Here is a 16726-nt window from a genome sequence, read left to right as displayed (position 1 = left end):
GTATCGGGAGCCCCTCGCGCCCCGAAGGAAGCGAAAGCACCTCTGTGGGTTGCCTGTGACCGGGAATCGGGTCGGCGGAGCGCAAAGATCCGGACAGCGGGTACCCGCTGCCCGGACTCGGCCCGGTGACGCGAAGGTTCTAGTGCCAGGCCCGGTACGGCTCGTCGAGGAGTTGGAAGACCGGCTCGCCGCGTACCGGGTCCTTGACCGTGGACAGCCGGACGCGGTCGCCGCTGTGGATGCCGATGAGCGGGCCCATGACCCGGCCGCGCACGACGAACCCCTCGGCCATCTCGACCAGGGACACATTGCGGGCGGCGGGGGTGTTGCGGTTCACCACCGTGGCGTGACGGACCGTGCCGGCGCCCTCGCTGCGCTCCGTGCGCAGGTCGCTGCCCTGACACACCGGGCACAGCAGCCGGTGGTACATGGCGGTGCCGCACCAGGTGCAGCGCTGGAAGAGGATCGTGTCGCCGTCGGTGCTCGCGCGGTCGAGGACGCCCGCCGCGGAGCCGGCGGCCTGCTGAACGGCGTTTCCTGAGTAGTGGTACACGCGGGTCAACTCCCTGCACTCGGCCGGAATCCACGTGCCCGGCCCACCCGTGCACGCACGTGCCCGGTCAGTCGTGCCACCGTGCACGCCCACAGAGTATGGCACTCAGTGCCACTCGTAAAGGCACTGCGTACCCATAATCTTGAGGGGGTTCGGCGGGGGTTCGGCGGGGTTCCGGCGGGGGTGCTGAGGCGTTCAGTCCCGTCCGAGGGTCGTCTCGATCTCCTGCACCACACGCCACAGCGGTGCCCCGCGCCGGGAGACCACCACGACGACGTCGTCCGGCAGCTCGTCGGCGGACGGCATCGGGAGCGACGGGAACGCGGGGCGTGCCGTGGGTGCAGTGGAGGTCGGAGCGGTCGCGGGTGTGCCGAACGCCGACTGCACGTACCCCAGCGCGTGGTCCACGGTCGTGCTCGCGTCGCCCTGTCCGGCCGAACGCAGCCAGGAACGCAGGGCGTTGTTGTGCGCGGCGACCACGGCGGCCGCGATCACGTCGGCGTGCAGGTTGCCGTCGGGCCGGCCGGTGAAGCGGCCCCGGAGGTACTCGGCGAGGGCGCGCTCGTAACGCCAGACGACCGACAGTTCGTACGCCCGCAGCCCGGGCACCTGCTTGGTGAGCCGGTAGCGCTGGACGGAGAAGGAAGGGTTCTCGGCGTACATCAGCAGGACGAGCCGGGCGGCGTCACAGACGCGGCGCACCGGCTCGTGTTCCTTGCCGCTCGCGGCGAGGAAGGCCGTCATGTCGGCGAGGCACCGCTCGTGGTCGGGGAAGACCACGTCCTCCTTGGAGGGGAAGTAGCGGAAGAAGGACCGCCGGCCGACGCCCGCCAGGGCAACGATGTCGTCGACGGTGGTCTGCTCGTAGCCCCGCTCCAGGAACAGCCGGAAGGCCGCCGCGACCAGGGCGTCCCGCATGGGCGGTTTGGCCTCCGCCTTGTGAGTGGCGCTCATGGACGCGAACGTAACACCTGATCGGCACGATGGCACTCAGTTCCCTCCTTCGGGGAACCGAGTGCCCGGCGCCGGGTGCCGGTGTCACATCCGCTCGGCGGCCTCGACCACGTTGGTCAGCAGCATCGCCCGCGTCATCGGCCCGACCCCGCCGACCGGCGGCGAGAAGGACCCGGCGACATCGCTGACGTCGGGATGGACATCGCCGAGAATGCCCTCGACCGTGCGCGTCAGGCCGACGGACAGCACCGTCGCGCCCGGCTTGATCCAGTCGGGCCTGACCAGGTGGGCCACTCCGGCCGCGGCCACCACCACGTCCGCCTCCCGGGCGTGCGCGGCCGTGTCCTGGGTGGCCTCGTGGCACAGGGTCACGGTGGCGTGCTCGGTGCTGCGGGTCAGCATCAGGCCCAGCGGCCTGCCCACCGTGACACCGCAGCCGATGACGCAGAACTGCTGGCCCGTGATCTCCACCCGGTTGCGCCGCAGCAGGTCGATGATGCCGCGCGGGGTACAGGGCAGCGGGGCCGGGATGCCCAGCACCAGCCGGCCGAGGTTGGTCGGGTGGAGCCCGTCGGCGTCCTTGACCGGGTCGATCAGCTCCAGCACGGCATGCGTGTCGATATGGGCCGGGAGCGGGAGCTGCACGATGAAGCCGGTGCACGTCGGATCGGCGTTGAGCCGCAGCACGGCGGCCTCGACGTCGGCCTGGGAGGCGTCGGCGGGGAGTTCCACGCGGATCGAGGCGATGCCGACCTGCGCGCAGTCGCGGTGCTTGCCGCCGACGTAGGAACGGCTGCCCGCGTCGTCGCCGACGAGGATCGTGCCCAGCCCCGGATGGATGCCGCGCTCCTTCAACGCCTGGACACGGAGGGCGAGTTCGCTCTTGATGTCGGCCGCGGCGGCCTTGCCGTCGAGCAGTGTTGCGGTGGTCACGGGAGTCGACGAGCCCTTCGGGAGAAAAACGACGGTCCTGTCATCGTACGACCCGCGCGCCCACCGCCCCCTCAAGAGTCCCGGGGGCCGCGGTGGTCCCTCCGGCCGCGGCGGTCCGGCCCCGGTCCGCCCGCACGCCCTCTGACGTAACCTTTCCGCACCGTTCGACCGTCATCAGGAGACCGCATGTCCGCCGCCCGCCCCCGTCTCCTCTACGTCACCGACCTGGCCTACCAGGCGCGCGGGCGCCGCTACTGCGACGAGGACGTCTTCCTCACCTCCCGGCTGCGCGCGGAGTTCGACCTGGCCCTGTGCCACCCGCTGGACGCGGCCGCCCTGATGCACTCCTTCGACGGCGTCGTGGTCCGCAACAGCGGCCCGGTCCTGGGCTACCGGAAGGAGTACGAAGCCTTCCGGGAGCGCGCGCTCCACGACGGCGTACGCGTCTACAACCCGCTCACCGGCCGCGCCGACATGGCCGGCAAGCAGTACCTCCTCGACCTGAGCGCCGCCGGCCACCCCGTCATCCCCACCGTCGACCGCCCCGAGGACCTGCACCGGCTGCCGGAGGCCGACCGGTACGTCGTCAAGCCCAAACTCGGCGCCGACTCCATAGGCCTGCGGATCCTCCCGCCCGACGCGCTGCCCGCCCTGACCGACGGCTCGGTGCTGGTCCAGCCGTGCGTCGACTTCGCCTACGAGGTGTCCTTCACCTACGTCGACCACGACTTCCAGTACGCCCTGTACGCACCACACCCCGACCGCCGCTGGCAGCTGGAGCCCTACCGGCCCACCGTGCGGGACCTGGAGTTCGCCCGGCGCTTCATCGACTGGAACGGCCTCGCGCACGGCATCCAGCGCGTCGACGCCTGCCGCGCCCCCGACGGTGAACTGCTGCTGGTCGAGCTGGAGGACCTCAACCCGTACCTCTCCCTCGACGCCCTGGACGAGGCCGGACAGGACGCCTTCGTCGCCGCGACGAAGCGCTCCCTGCACCGTTTCCTGGCCGGCTGAACCCGCCCGCCCGTCCGCCCGTATCTCTCCTGGGGGACCCACGGGAGGGAGACGAGCGTGCCGACATCGGACGAACCCGGAAAGCCGCACGAACGCCCGGTCCTGGAACCCATCAGGGTCCTGCGACCGCGCAACACCGACGCCCTCGCGGAGCTGTTCCGCGAGATGGCCGAACTGACCCAGGACCCGGACGCCTACGAGGCGATACCTCTGCGGCCCGAGGCGGCCGGGGACGAAGCGGAGACGGAGGAGCTCCCGCCACTGGACCCCCGCCCGGCGGCCCCGGCCACGACCGCGCGGACGACCATGCCGACGCCACGCGGCGGCCGGGACTGGGCGAGTGAGCGCGGCGGCCCCCCGCCCCTGCCCGGCGGCGACGGCCGCGGAGGTGCGGCGCGGGTGCGGAGCGGACCGCGCGCCGCGCCGGCGGCGGACGGTGCGCGGGCCCGCGCCCGCCCCGGGTCCGGTGCGGGTGTGCGACGCGGCGCCATCACGGTCGGGGTGTGCGCGGCAGCCCTCGTCGGCTTCGCCTGCGCGCTGCTGCTGCCGGGCCGGGGCGGCGAGGCCGCGGCGCAGACACCCCCGCCGGCGGCGGCCACGCCTTCCCCGGCCGCCACCGCGACCGAGTCCGCCGACCCCGACGGAGCCGGCACCCTGCGGGAGGGGGACAGCGGCGCCGGGGTGACCGACCTCCAGCAGCGCCTGCTGCGCATCCCGGACGTGTATGCCAACGGCCCCACCGACGGCCGTTACGACACCGTTCTCACCGAGGCCGTGGCGCGGTTCCAGCTCTGGTACGGCATCCGGGGCGACGAGAGCGGTGTCTACGGCGACGACACCCGCCGCGATCTGGAGTCCCGTACCGCCTCGGCCGGCGGATGACCGGGTGACGCCTCGGGAACGGGCCACGGCCGGGCGGTGTGGCGCGTGTCACCATGGACGGCGGGTCGGCGCGCGTTCGGCACCTCGGCCCGTCGAGCCGAAAGCCGTCCGCATGAACGTGTCCCGCATCCCGGGTCTGGTGCTGCCCGTCGTATTCCTGCTGGCCGTCGTCGTCGGGGCGCTGTGGTACTGGCGGCACCGCGACGACTGAGCCGTCCTACCGCTCGGCGTCCGTCGGCACCCGGATGTCGAGCACGCACACGTCGTCCCGTCCCTCGGGTTCCAGCGTCGCGCCGAGCAACTGGTCCAGCGAGGCGGATGCGGCGCCGGCCCGGGGCGCGGCGGCCCTGGCCAGCCGCTCCAGGCCGCGGTCGATGCTCTCCGAGGGCCGCTCCACCAGACCGTCGGTGTAGAGCAGGATCTGGTCGCCAGGCTTCAGGTGGACCTCCGCCGCCTCGTAGCGGGGCGCGTCGGTCGCGCCGAGCAGCATCCCGAAGGGACGCTCGAGGTAGTGCGCCTCGCCGGCGCGCACCAGCAACGGCGGCGGGTGGCCGGCCTGCGCCCACTCCAGCCGCCGTTCGCGCGGGCTGTAGCGGGCCAGCATCATGGTGGCCGAGCCGTGCGGGTCGCGGGAGTGCAGCAGCAGGGCGTTGAGGCGGCTGAGGGCGCCGGTCAGCGTCGAGCCCGTGATGACCATGCCCTTGGCGGTGAACCGCAGCAGCGCCATCGAGGCCACGGCGCCCATGCCGTGCCCGGCCACGTCACCCACCACGAACAGGGCGTCACCGTCGGGCAGTTCGATGGCGCTGAACCAGTCGCCGCCGACGCTGAGGCCCGACTGCGCGGGCAGATAGGCGATGTCCACGCGCAGCCCGGCCAGCCGGACGGGTTCCTTCGGCAGGGGCAGCAGCGCGTCCTGCAGCCGGGCGGCCACCAGGCGCTCGGCCTCCAGCACTCCGTGCTGGGTGAGCATGGCCCGCTCGCTCGCGACGAGGGCGAGTTCGGCGTTGCGCTGCGCGGTGAGGTCCTGCACGAAGCCGTGCACCTCGACGGGCGTGCCGTGGGCGTCCGAGACGGCCTCGGCGACCACCCGCAGATGCCGGACGCCGGCCCGGGTGGCGATCCGGAACGGCACATCGCACGGCCGTCCGTGCCGCACCAGCTCGCCGACGGCGCGGGCGAGCGTCGGCAGGTCCTCGGGGGCGGCGAGCCGCGGCAGCCCGGAGAGCGGGACGACGCCCAGTGCGGCATCGCGCTCGAAGATGCTGAAGACCTGGGAGGACCAGTTCCCCTCGCCCGTGTCCAGGTTCCAGGTGGCCCAGCCGAGGTTGCCCAGTCGCTGCACGTCCGCCAGCCGCTGCTCCTGCCGGTCGGACGGATCGTGCCGGACCCAGCTGAGGACCAGTCCGTCGCCCAGCCGCACCACCCGCGCCGAATAGGTGGCCAGCTCGCTGACCCCGGACACCATCTGCTGCCGGGCGAACGGCTCGCTCTCGTACGGGCGGTCGCCGGCCAGCGCCTCGAGACAGCCCTCCCACAACGGATCGTGGGCGACCTCCGGCCAGCACTCCAGGAAGCGCAGGCCGACCAGTTCGCGCCCGCTGCGGCCGAGGGCGTCGGACGTCACGCTGGTCGCGGCGTCGACGCGGAAGTCCTCGACGTCGCCCGCCGCGGTACGCAGCGGAGTGAGGAGCACCGCCGCGACGGGCAGCCGGTCGAGCACCGTCTGCACTCCGTCCGCGGCCCCGCCGACGGAGGGACCCGGCCGGGTGCCGAAGGTGCGCAGCGGCCCCGCGCACAACTGGGCGACGGCCAGCAGGTGTTCGCGCACCGGAGGCGGGAAGACGCCCTCCCGCCGGCGCAGGATCCCGATCACGACGTCGGCCGACTCGCCGGTCACCACCGGCAGCCAGGCGCGGGACGGCCAGCGCTCGGGCGGGTCGCCGATCAGCTGGTACCGCCTGCCGTCCTCCCGGACGTCTTCCAGCCAGCGGGGCTGCCCGGCGGTGAGGGCGTCCAGCGCGGCGATCCCGCTGACCGGCGGCACCCGGCTCCACTGTTCGGCCAGCGTCCTGTCGATGCCGGCGTGCCCGGTGAGCTCCAGGCCGCCACCCGGCCGCCGAGCGAAGATCATGACGGCGCCGGCGCCCACGTCCGCGGTGAGCCGGTCCAGCAGACACCGGGCGAGATCGTGCGAGGTCCCGACCCGGACGAGGGCCCGGCTCAGGTGACCGAGGGCCGCCGCGTCGATCTCGTCGGAGGCCGGCCCGGGCGTCCTGGGCGCGAGAGGTTCGGCCGGAGTCGGCTCGGTGGCGCCGCGCGGCTGGGGGGAGAGCGTGCCCAGGCTGATCCAGCACTCCTCGAGCAGTGTCCGCTCCCTGGCCTTGGCCCGCTGCTGAAGCTCCTCCTGCGCGGCGTCCGGCGAGCAGCCGAGCTGTGCCATCACCGCGCCCTTGGCCCGCTCCAGCACGGCCGCGGTGGCCGCCAGATCCTGCAGTCGGTCCAGCTCCGCGCGCTGGCGCGCCACGACCCGGGTCAGTGCCGCCACGTCGGGCGCGTCGCCGGACTGCGGGGGCAGGGCGGGTTCGCTCGTCACGCCTTGAGCATGGCACATCGGGGTGGCTTCGATCGAGGTCCTGCGGCAACGCTCCCGCCAGGCGTGATGCCCGTCCGGGGGATGCGAACGGATCTTCCCGTTCAGCGGCCGGAGGTCTGCTCGACCAGGGCCTGGGTGACCGCTCGGACGCTGCGGGCGATGTGCTGCAACTGCATGACCTCGGCCGCGTACATCTTGATCGTGTGCTCGATGACGGACTCCGGCAGGCCCAGCCGGGGCAGGTCGGCGCGGGCGGTCTGGAGAGCGGTGCGGGCCACCCGGACCTCGTTCTGGACCTGGATCTGCGCGTGGCGGGCGAGCAGTACCGGGTGGCGCAGCAGCGCCGGGTAGCTCGCGTAGCGCGCGGGCACCAGCTCGCGCAGCCACTTGGCCGCCGAGCGCTCCCAGTCGTAGCTGCCGGGAGTCTTGACCTGGCACGGCCAGTCCGAGCTGATGCGCGTCGTCGTCAGGGTCATGATCATCGCTTCCGGTGTTGGCGTCGTGACGGTGGTCCGACGGTTCGGGGCGGCCCCGGCCCAGGGGAAGACCGGGGCCGCCACGGGCGCTCGCGCGAGCGATGCCCCGAACACCCTGGGCGCCGACGCGGGTAGGGGACGGCGGCTTCGGGTGCTCGTACATGAGCCCTTGGCGGGCGGATGCGGCCGTGAGCAGTATTTATATATGCCGACCGCTTTGCAAGACGTATGAAAACATTCATGCGCGAAATGCCCGCAATGATCCCTCTGTGAAGTACCGGGGGAGGGGGGTGGCCTTCGGGAGGCCGGTCACTCACGCAGGAAGAAGTGGTGCTGCTCGGCGATCTGCTCGTACTCCTCGAGCCGCGCCTGGGTGCGTTCGGGGCCCGCGTCGGTCATGGCCTGGAGCAGCGCCGCGGCCATCACGCCGGGAGCGGCGTAGGAGTCGAAGACCAGGCGGGAGCCGGTGCCGGTGGCGAAGGTGGCGTCGGCCTCGTCGGCCACCGGCCCCAGCGCCAGGTCGGTGATCAGCGCGACCTTGAGACCGGCGCTGCGCGCGACCCGCACGGCGGTCAGCGTCTCCTGCGCGTGCCTCGGCATCGAGAACGCCAGCACCCAGGTCCCGCCCGCCTCCCGGGACTGCAGGAGCGCGTCGTAGGCGACGCTGCCGCCCCGGGTCACCAGCCGCACGTCCGGGTGGACCCGGCGGGCGGCGTAGGCGAAGTACTCGGCGAGCGAGACGGAGATCCGCAGCCCCAGGATGGTCAGCGGCGTCGACTGCGACAGCTTGCGGCCCACGTCGATGACCCGGTCCGGATCGGCGAAGTCGCGCCGCAGGTTCTCCAGGTTCTCGATCTCCGCCTCGACCGCCGCCTGGAGCTCGTTGCTCCGGTTCACCTCGGCCGCCGCCGGACCGCCGGCCAGGGCGCCCAGCGCGATCGACTGGAGCCTCTCCCGCAGCGCGGGATACCCGCTGAAGCCGACCGCCGCGGCGAACCGGGTCACCGAGGGCTGACTGACCCCGACGCGGTCCGCGAGGTCGGTGATCGACAGGAACGCCGCCTCGGTGATGTGCTCGATCAGATACTGGGCGATGCGCCGTTGCCCCGGGGACAGATGGGGTCCGTCGAAGAGCGCCCTGAGCCGGGAGGTCGGGGACACCTCCGTCTCCGGACCGGTTCTGCCCGAGGTGATCGCGGATGCCTGTGCGCGTGCCTGTTGCGGCGATGGCACCGGTGCGCCTCCTTTGTCTTCCACGGGCTCAACATACTTCAGGGCGCCCGCCGGACAGGGTGGGCGAAGACGCCCCTCGCGCACCCGGTGATCGTGGATTACCGCCGGTACAGCGTGATCGAGTCGCCGACCTCGTCGACCGGCCGGCTGGAGCGCAGCAGTACGCCCAGCCCGTCCCTGGCCTCGGCCACCGCGGAGTCCGACACGACCAGCAGCCCGTGCACCTGCCCCGGCGGCACGCGCCTCGGGTCGGAGGCCTCGATGCCGTAGTAGGCGGGCACCCCGCTGCCCTTGTACACGAGCCACACCCGCTCGCCCCGGTAGCGGCCGTGCAGCCGGTCCGCCAGCCGCCCGAGGTCCTGGCCCCAGTCCACGTTGGAGTCGTGCAGCCGCAGATGCGTCCCGGCCGGTCCGCCGAACGCCTCGTTGGAGTACGGCAGGTAGTAGGGGTAGGTCCGCAGCGAGCTGACGGCGACGAACAGCGTCAGCGCCCCCACCACCACGGGAGCCCACCGCCGGCGCACCGTCAGGACGCACCCCGCGGCCACCGCGAGGAACATCGGCAGGAAGACGGCGTACCGGGTCCCCAGGTCCCGCGCTCCGGTCATGGCCGAGGCCAGCAGCACGGCGGCCGGGACCAGCACGTACGGCGCCGCGGGCCGCAGCCGTCGCACCACGGCCATCGTGACCGCCCCGGCCGTCCACAGGGCGAGCATGCCGAGCGGCGTCTTCACGACCAGGGCGACCGGCAGGTAGTACCAACGGGCGCCGGAGTACCGGTGCCCGAACAGGAAGCCCTGCCACGACCGGTTCTCCAGGCCGAACTGGATCCGCATGCCGTCCCGGTACGCCTCGGGGAAGGGCAGCATCCGGACCAGGTGCCCGTGCAGGCCGTGCACGGCGGGCACATGGGTCGCCCCGGGATCCCAGCGCAGCAGCGGATCGACCGCGAGATACGCGGCCCAGACCACGGCGACGGCGGCCACCGTCACCACGGCCGCCGCCCGCAGCGCCCGCCGGGCGTCGCGGGGCCGCCGGGCGCACACCGACAGCGCCGCCAGCGCCACCAGCACGGGGACCGCGGGCAGCGTGCTCATCTTCGTGGCGAGCCCCGCGCCGAGAGCGGCCCCGGCGAGCGGCAGGTACCGGCGCGCCCTGCCGTCGCGGGCCCGCCACAGCAGCCACACCGAGGTCAGCAGGAAGCCCGCCGCCGGGACGTCGAGCGTCGCCAGCGAGCCGTGCGCGACGACGTCCGGGGAGAAGGCGTACAGGGCCAGCGCCGCCAGCGCGGGCGCGGGCCCGGCGAGATCACGGGTGAAGGCGAACACCACCAGGCCGAACAGCAGGGTCAGCGCGATCACCGGCAGCCGGGCCCACAGCATCAGCCGCCAGGGGTCGTTGCCGGACTCGTAGAGGAGGTGACGGCCCGCCGCCTCCTGACTGCCGGTGAACGACGCGTCCACGTGCGGGCGGGCGAGGGCCACACCGACGGCCACGACGAGTTTGCCGAGGGGCGGGTGCTCCGGGTTGAGCCGCACCCGGTGCTCGTGGAGGTAGCCGGCCGCCGCGGCGACGTACACCGGCTCGTCGATGGTCGGGGTCTGCCGTACCGCCGTGGTGACCATCGCGACGGCCATCTGGGTCAGCAGGACGGCCACCAGGACCGGGACGAGACGACGCCGGCGGGCCGACCGCGGGGGCCGCGCCGGCTCCGCGCCGGGGGTGGTCTCCAGAACCGGATGCGGTTGGGTTGCCATCGTCCGCCCTGCGGTGACACCGCCCGGGCGGCGGCGGGAGCCGGTGCGAAGCAGCCTCGGGGGGGCTCGCTCCGCACCGGCTCCCGCCCCGAAGGGTGCTACCGCTTCAGGAGTCGTACCGACAGACCGTCTGCCGTGTACACGGGTACGGCGCGCAGACGGTCGGAGTTCAGCTCGACGCGGTCGAACTGACCGCGCAGCGCCGAGGCGTCGATCACCGGGACCGTCGTCCCCGCGGCCGGCGGCCGGTCGGCGTCGAGGCGCAGCGACAGCACGGCGCCCCGGTCCAGCCGGACCCGCCCGGACACCGTGAGGACGGGCCCGTGGCGCCCGCGCAGCGTCAGGTCCAGCACCGCGCCGGACTCCTGGGCCCACGCGCCCCGCACCCGCACCGGGGCGTCCGCGCGCAGCGTGCCGCCGGTCAGCCGCACATCGCCCTGGCCGAGGGCATTGGCGTGCCCGGCGACGAGCACGCCCTCCGCCAGCACGGTGCCGCCGTGGTAGCGGTTGTGCCCGGTCAGGGTGAGCGTGCCCGAGCCGCGCTTGGTGAGACCGCCCTCGCCCCCGATGTCGTGGCGCCAGACGTCGGCCGCCTCGAAACCGCCCTTCGACGCGTCCAGCGTGACCGTGACGTCGGAGTCGAAGGCGCCGTACCCGTCCGCCGCGGCGAACAGGTTCAGCCGGCCCCACTGCTCGAAGCCGTCCAGCAGGACGTACCCGGAGGGCAGCGCGGTCGTGCGCAGCACCTCGCGCCGCTGGGCGGCCGTCAGATACGGCAGCCGGGTCTCCAGCAGCACCTCGGCGCCCTTGGGCACGCTGAGGGGCGTCCTGCGGCCCTGGCGCTCCAGGACATAGGTCAGGCGGGGCTCGTTGGCCCGCGCGTTGGCCTCCCGGTCGGCGTACGCGTCCGAGGCGTCGGAGTGCGCGTAGGCGGACAGGGTGTCGGCCGTGGTGCCGGTCTTCTCGGTGAAGTAGGCCAGGGCCTGGGCGCGGGCGGCCGCCTTGAGCGCGGCGTTGGCCGGGTCGGCGAGCGCGGCGGCGGCGAGGGCGGTGGCCATGATCCGGCCGCCGAGGACGTCGACGGTGGAGTGCATGCCGGAGACGATCCGGGTGTGGCTGAGTTCGAGGGCGCGGGTCACCAGCTCCTGGAACCGCTCGGGCACGGCGTACGCGAACGCCAGCGACGCCAGGTGGAAGGCGTTGGTGTGCCCGCTGGGGAAGCCGCCGTCGTCGGTCGCGGAGGTGCCGCGCTGACGCAGCAGCTGCGGGACGACGACCACCTTCGAGTCGTACACCGGGAAGCCGAGGGCATCGGTCTTCCCGGTGTCGACGACCTCGCTGTTCTCGTTCATGCGCCACGGGCGCGGGTACTGGAAGGCGTACTTGCCCGGGTTGCCGGAGGCGAACGGGCCGCGCACGGTGTCGACGAGCTTGGCGACCTGGCCGAGGTCGGAGGTGTAGGAGCCGGCGCCGATGGCGGAGCCGGCGGGCGCGTCCGCGGGCACGGCGTCACTGATCGTGGTGGCGGGAGTGGTGTCCGGCGCGCTGGTGATCGACGTGACGGCCTTGGCGCCGCTCTTGTAGAGATCCGTCAGGGGACCGAGCCCGGCGATCATCGCGTAGCTCTGGTGCTGACGGTCGTAGACGAACGCCTGCCGGCCCGCGGCCTCCGTGCGGGAGCGGGTGATCGCGATGCAGTAGCGCATGTTGGCGCGCAGTATCTCCGGGCGCAGTGGGGTGCCGGTGTTCCAGGCGGCGCCGGTCTTCCACACCTGGGCGAAGCCGCCCAGGATCCGCACCACGGCGTTGGTCTCGGGCGTGAGGTTCGTCGTGACGTTCGTCTTGTAGTCGTCGACGAACGGCAGCGGGCTCGTCGCGGCCTTGGCGTCGGCGGCGCCCAGCCAGGAGACGAGCGTCGGAGCGGCCACCAGGGCCGCCGAGCCGCCGAAGGAGACCTTCAGGAAGCGCCTTCTGTTCACGGCCGAGGGGGTGGACTGCCCGGCGGGTGACGGCATGAGTGTGCCTCTCTCGAGTTCTTCGGCCGTGCGGCCGGCGAGGACGTGCGGGATACCTGCGGGGATACGGGGATACGTGCGGGGCACGTGCGATCGGGTGCGAACCGGCTGTCCGGTGACGACGTGCGAGCCGGAAGCGCGTACGAGCGAAGATCTACGGCCGGGGCGTGTCGCTTCCGCGATGACCCGGCGACCGGTGCGTGTCCTGCGGGTGAACGAGAGGCCCGCGCCTCACAGCAGGGCGCGCGCCAACGCCACCGCGCCCTCGACCGGCGGCACGGTGAGCGGCTGGGGCCGTGCCCCGGGAACCGCGTCGGCGAGCCCGGCGGCGAACGCCTCGTAGAGCGCCGGCTGGCCGAGCACCGTGCCGCCCGCCACGACCACGTCGTCGACCGCGACACCGCGTGCGGCGAGGCGGGCGACGAGCCCGGCGAGCGCCGCACCGGCCTCGGCGATCACGGAGCGGGCGAGCGCGCAGCCGTCGGCCGCCGCCACGAAGACGGCGGGCGCGTGCCGTCCCCACTCGGCGGAGACGTCCGAGGCGCTCTCCAGGGCGGCGCCGAGCGCCGGGACCTCGGGCACGCCGAAAGCGGCGAGGAGGCCCCGAGCCAGGGCTCCGGGTTCCTCGCCGCGGTCGTGGGCCGCCCACACGGCCCGGGCCGCCTCGCGGACCAGACCGGCGCCGCCGCCCTCGTCGCCGAGGACCGCACCCCAGCCGCCGACCTGGACGGGGTCGCCGCCCGGCAGCCGGCCCACCGCCACCGAGCCGGTGCCGGCCACGAGGCCGACGCCCTTGTCCAGTCCGGCGGCGGGCACGAGCAGTTCGGCGTCGCCCACCACGCGCGCGGGCACACCGAGGGAGAGCTGAAGGGCATCGCGGATCTCCGCGCACTGGCGGGGTGTCTCGCAGGCGTGCGCGCCCACGGCGACCGCGGCCGGGCGCGCGCCCCCGGGCAGCGTCTCGTGGACGAGGCCGGTCAGCCAGCGTGTGGCGGCGGCCGGATCGTGCGGCCGCCAGCCGGTGCTGGCGCGGACGTGGTCGGTCACGACGGCGTCGCCCGTGAGGGCGCGGAGATGGGTTTTGGTGCCGCCCACGTCAACGCCGACCACGAGGGCGGCCGAAGGTGGAGAGTCCTGCACGGATCCTCTTTCGTCGTTGCTGCGTCGAGCTGCGACGGCGGGCGAACCGTGTCCGATGGATTGCGGATCGGTGAACTAGGGAAGCCCCGGGACGGGCTTCTGACGAGCACGGCAGGCGAGTACCGTGAAGTTCGTTAGGAAGTTAACTAACGAAGTACAGTGCGTCAAGAGTAATCGCGCACTCGACCGTCCAGGCTCCCGTCCGGGCCGCCGCGGGACGGGAACGCGCGACGTCGGAGCATCCCATCGCCGCAGCCCGCCGAGACGATCGGTCCGGGCGCGCGGCCCTGTACCCGTGTGGGGGAAACTGTGGAACTCGACGTGGCGGAAGCCCCCCGCCTGACCGAGAGCGCGAGTGCGGTGTTCGCCGTGCTGGCCCAGGCGGGCAGCGCGACCAGGCCGCAGCTCGCGAGCCTGGCGGGCCTGTCCAAGCCGACGGTGTCCTCCGCCGTCGCCGAACTGGAGGGCGCCCGGCTCGCCGCGCACTCCGGCACCGCCTCCGGAGGCACCGGCCGCTCGGCGGCCGTATACGGTCTCGGGCCGGCCGCCGGCGCGGTACTCGCCGTCGATCTCGGCCCCGCCCTCACCCGGGTCCGGGGCTGCGCCCTGGACGGCACCCTGCTCGCCGAGGCGACCGCCTCCCGGACGGATGCCGCCGACGCCGTACGTGAGGCGCTCACCGCGCTGCCCGGCGGGGTTCCGCTGCGCTCCATCGTGGTCGCCGTCGGTGACGTCGCCGCCCGGGACCTGCGGGGCAGCGGCATGCGTCCCGCGACCGCCAAGGCGGGCCCGGTCTTCGACGCCATGGCCGTCGCGCTGCCGCCGGGTGTGCCCGTCCACCTGGAGAACAACGTCAACTGCGCCGCGCTGGCGGAGCTGCACGAGGGGGCCGCGCGCGGCCGGCACACCTTCGGGTATCTGCGGATCGGCGTGGGCATCGGCCTCGGCATCGTCGTCGGCGGCTCGGTGCTGCGCGGCTCGAACGGCGCCGCGGGAGAGCTGGCCCGGCTGCCCTACCCCTGGGACGACGGCCGCGAGCCGCGCCAGGAGGCCCTGGAGGAGTACATCGGGGCGCGTTCCCTGCTGCGCCGGGCCGCGGCGGCCTGGCAGGCCGCCGACGGTCCCTGCCCGCGCAGCACCGAGCGGCTCTTCGCCCTCGCCGGGGAGGGCCGGGCCCCGGCGGTCGAGGTCGTCGGCCGCCATGCCGCGGACGTGGGCCGGCTGGCCGCCGCCGTGACCGCCGTGCTGGACCCGGGCCTGATCGTGCTGGGCGGCAGCACGGGCGCGGATCCGCAGCTCCTGCCCGGTGTGCGGGCCGAGCTGGCGCGGCTGAGCTGGCCCACCGAGGTGGTCAGCAGCACGGTCGGCGACACCGGCACCGTCACGGGTGCCGCGCGGCTTGCGGTCGCCCGGGGAGTCCAAACCGTGACCGAGGCCGCGCGGGCCAAGGATTGACGGCCCGCGACTCGGTCTGCCAATGTCCGGACAAGCGCTTTCTAAGTCGGTCGGGACGCCGGCTTGGGTGGAGCATCCCGCCGGTACGCGAAGTACGGCAGCCGCACGAGGGCGCGCTTGTGCGACGACGGCCCTCATGGCCGGGGATCCCACCCGTCGAGGCGAAGCGGCCGGGCGAGGCCGACGCCATCAGAAAGCAACCTTCCTGCAAAATGCACCCGTGCCGCCTCGGTCGGCGCCGTGCTCCGTCCCCTACGACGAAAAAAAGGGATCGAAGATGACCACTGTGGGTGTGCGGCGCTCCCGCCGACTCGGCCGCGGCGGCATAAGCCGCCTGGTTCCCCTCGCTGCCGGGGCCGCGGCAGGTGCCCTGCTTCTCTCCGCCTGCGGGTCGGGGTCCGGCTCGGGCGGGACCTCCAAGTCGCTGACGTTCTGGATCTCCACGGTTCCGGGGCAGGACGCGGGCTGGAAGAAGATGGTGGCGCAGTACAAGAAGGAAACCGGCGTCAACGTCAAGCTCGTCAACATCCCCTACGACGGCTACACGACGAAGCTGCACAACGCCGCGCAGGCGAACTCGCTGCCTGACGTGGCGGCCGTCCCGGCGCTGGACCCGATCTGGTCGAGCAAGCTGATCGACCTCAGCTCCATCGCCAACAACAAGACCAACAAGATCAACGCCAACTTCGTCGCCAAGGACTCGTCCGGGAAGGTGCTGTCCATCCCCTCGGACGTCACCGCGTCCGGCATGTTCATCAACAAGTCGCTCTTCGAGGAGGCGGGTGTCTCCTTCCCGACCTCGCCCGACAAGACCTGGACCTGGGACGACTTCATCGCCGCGGCGAACAAGGTCCGCGAGAAGACCAAGGCCAAGTACTCCCTGACGTTCGACCAGTCGCCGTCCAGGCTCCGCGCCATGGTGTACGAGATGGGCGGGAAGTACGTCCACGCGGACGACTCCGGCAAGTTCTCGGTGGACGAGGCGACCAAGAAGGCCGTGAACACCTTCGTCGGGTGGAACGACGACAAGACCATGCCGAAGTCGGTGTGGACCAGTGGCGCCGACCCGTCGGCCATGTTCCAGAGCGGTGACGTCGTCGCCTTCTGGTCCGGCGTGTGGCAGGTCCCCGCCTTCGCGGAGAGCATCAAGAAGTTCGAGTGGGCGAGCGTCCCGACTCCCGCCCAGCCGGTGCAGGCCAGCGACGTCAACAGCGGCGGCATGACGGTGGGCTTCAACAACAACGGCGACGCGGCCACCGCCGCGACGAAGTTCCTGTCGTGGCTGTACGAGCCGGCCCACTACCAGGCGCTGTGCGAGGCGTCCGGGTTCCTGCCGGTCGAGAGCGGTCTGAACCCGAAGTACCCCTTCACCTCCGAGGCGGCGCAGGCGGCGTTCAAGCTGTACAACGAGTCGATCCCGCTCTACGCCCCGATCTCCGGCTACTTCAGCGGCGCGCAGACCAACTGGGTGCTGAAGGGCAAGAGCCTCACCGAGGACCCGACCAAGACGGAGCTCGGCAAGGCGATCAACGGCCAGCAGTCGGCCGACAAGGCCCTGGAGAACATCGTGGCCGGCTACAACCAGCAGGTCGGCGGCTGATCACAGGCCCGAAGGCCGGGCGGCGGCGGGGTCCAGCCCGCCCCGCCGGCCCCCCCCGGCCCCCCCACCACGCCCGCCGCCTCGCGAGGGCCCCCAGGCGCCCCTCCCACCAGCCCGC

The 16726-nt window shown here is 73.2% G+C and carries 13 protein-coding genes; 4 read left to right on the top strand and 9 right to left on the bottom strand.

What is annotated here, in order from left to right; all coding sequences use genetic code 11:
- Window positions 1–139: 139 nt before the first annotated feature.
- From ACFVYS_RS04555 to ACFVYS_RS04545, 3 genes are all read right to left on the bottom strand, one after another.
- Entirely contained in the window at window positions 140–553 is a 414-nt protein-coding gene (locus ACFVYS_RS04555; protein WP_020129036.1) for a Zn-ribbon domain-containing OB-fold protein, read from the bottom strand.
- Window positions 554–748: 195 nt separating this feature from the next.
- The gene (locus tag ACFVYS_RS04550; RefSeq protein WP_389499095.1) at window positions 749–1471 is read right to left on the bottom strand and encodes a TetR family transcriptional regulator; all 723 of its coding nucleotides are present in this window, start codon (window positions 1469–1471) and stop codon (window positions 749–751) included.
- Between the two features lie 120 nt (window positions 1472–1591).
- Window positions 1592–2440 (bottom strand): bifunctional methylenetetrahydrofolate dehydrogenase/methenyltetrahydrofolate cyclohydrolase, encoded by an 849-nt coding sequence (locus ACFVYS_RS04545; RefSeq protein ID WP_384125271.1) that lies wholly within the window; start codon window positions 2438–2440, stop codon window positions 1592–1594.
- A gap of 186 nt (window positions 2441–2626) precedes the next feature.
- Between ACFVYS_RS04545 and ACFVYS_RS04540 the strand changes: the two genes are divergently transcribed.
- Both ACFVYS_RS04540 and ACFVYS_RS04535 read left to right on the top strand, forming a co-directional pair.
- Window positions 2627–3454 carry a hypothetical protein gene (locus ACFVYS_RS04540; RefSeq protein ID WP_389498773.1) on the top strand — a complete coding sequence of 276 codons (828 nt, stop codon included), beginning with the start codon at window positions 2627–2629 and terminating at the stop codon, window positions 3452–3454.
- A gap of 57 nt (window positions 3455–3511) precedes the next feature.
- Window positions 3512–4336, top strand: coding sequence for a peptidoglycan-binding protein (locus tag ACFVYS_RS04535; RefSeq protein WP_389498771.1), 825 nt, complete (start codon window positions 3512–3514; stop codon window positions 4334–4336).
- Between the two features lie 217 nt (window positions 4337–4553).
- Here ACFVYS_RS04535 and ACFVYS_RS04530 read toward each other — a convergent pair whose 3' ends face one another.
- From ACFVYS_RS04530 to ACFVYS_RS04505, 6 genes are all read right to left on the bottom strand, one after another.
- Window positions 4554–6932 carry a SpoIIE family protein phosphatase gene (locus tag ACFVYS_RS04530; protein WP_389498769.1) on the bottom strand — a complete coding sequence of 793 codons (2379 nt, stop codon included), beginning with the start codon at window positions 6930–6932 and terminating at the stop codon, window positions 4554–4556.
- Window positions 6933–7033: 101 nt separating this feature from the next.
- Window positions 7034–7414, bottom strand: coding sequence for a hypothetical protein (locus ACFVYS_RS04525; RefSeq protein WP_020129043.1), 381 nt, complete (start codon window positions 7412–7414; stop codon window positions 7034–7036).
- 303 nt (window positions 7415–7717) lie between these two features.
- The gene (locus ACFVYS_RS04520) at window positions 7718–8641 is read right to left on the bottom strand and encodes a MurR/RpiR family transcriptional regulator (protein ID WP_327186659.1); all 924 of its coding nucleotides are present in this window, start codon (window positions 8639–8641) and stop codon (window positions 7718–7720) included.
- A 98-nt stretch (window positions 8642–8739) separates the two neighbouring features.
- Window positions 8740–10398 carry a glycosyltransferase family 39 protein gene (locus tag ACFVYS_RS04515; RefSeq protein WP_389498767.1) on the bottom strand — a complete coding sequence of 553 codons (1659 nt, stop codon included), beginning with the start codon at window positions 10396–10398 and terminating at the stop codon, window positions 8740–8742.
- Window positions 10399–10496: 98 nt separating this feature from the next.
- A complete protein-coding gene (locus ACFVYS_RS04510) occupies window positions 10497–12413 on the bottom strand; it encodes a phosphatase PAP2 family protein (RefSeq protein WP_389498765.1) in 1917 nt (638 codons plus the stop codon).
- 231 nt (window positions 12414–12644) lie between these two features.
- A complete protein-coding gene (locus tag ACFVYS_RS04505) occupies window positions 12645–13553 on the bottom strand; it encodes an N-acetylglucosamine kinase (RefSeq protein WP_389498763.1) in 909 nt (302 codons plus the stop codon).
- A 321-nt stretch (window positions 13554–13874) separates the two neighbouring features.
- On the opposite strand from ACFVYS_RS04505, the gene ACFVYS_RS04500 reads away from it, so the two are divergent.
- Together ACFVYS_RS04500 and ACFVYS_RS04495 are read left to right on the top strand one after the other, a co-directional pair.
- On the top strand, window positions 13875–15008 hold the full coding sequence (locus ACFVYS_RS04500; RefSeq protein ID WP_389498761.1) for an ROK family transcriptional regulator: 1134 nt from the start codon (window positions 13875–13877) through the stop codon (window positions 15006–15008).
- Window positions 15009–15285: 277 nt separating this feature from the next.
- Window positions 15286–16608 carry an extracellular solute-binding protein gene (locus ACFVYS_RS04495; RefSeq protein WP_389498759.1) on the top strand — a complete coding sequence of 441 codons (1323 nt, stop codon included), beginning with the start codon at window positions 15286–15288 and terminating at the stop codon, window positions 16606–16608.
- The last annotated feature ends 118 nt before the right edge of the window (window positions 16609–16726 follow it).

This window comes from Streptomyces sp. NPDC058295, assembly GCF_042880655.1.
In the GTDB taxonomy this organism is placed as follows: Bacteria; Actinomycetota; Actinomycetes; order Streptomycetales; family Streptomycetaceae; genus Streptomyces; species Streptomyces coriariae.
Note: the sequence above shows the minus strand (reverse complement) of the source record. Positions and strands in the feature narration are given on the sequence as shown.

Excerpts from the sequence above, each read along its gene's own strand:
- ACFVYS_RS04550 (WP_389499095.1), bottom strand. The coding sequence starts at position 1,471 with ATGCGGGACGCCCTGGTCGCGGCGGCCTTCCGGCTGTTCCTGGAGCGG.
- ACFVYS_RS04540 (WP_389498773.1), top strand. The coding sequence starts at position 2,627 with ATGTCCGCCGCCCGCCCCCGTCTCCTCTACGTCACCGACCTGGCCTAC.
- ACFVYS_RS04525 (WP_020129043.1), bottom strand. The coding sequence starts at position 7,414 with ATGATCATGACCCTGACGACGACGCGCATCAGCTCGGACTGGCCGTGC.
- ACFVYS_RS04515 (WP_389498767.1), bottom strand. The coding sequence starts at position 10,398 with ATGGCAACCCAACCGCATCCGGTTCTGGAGACCACCCCCGGCGCGGAG.
- ACFVYS_RS04510 (WP_389498765.1), bottom strand. The coding sequence starts at position 12,413 with ATGCCGTCACCCGCCGGGCAGTCCACCCCCTCGGCCGTGAACAGAAGG.
- ACFVYS_RS04495 (WP_389498759.1), top strand. The coding sequence starts at position 15,286 with ATGACCACTGTGGGTGTGCGGCGCTCCCGCCGACTCGGCCGCGGCGGC.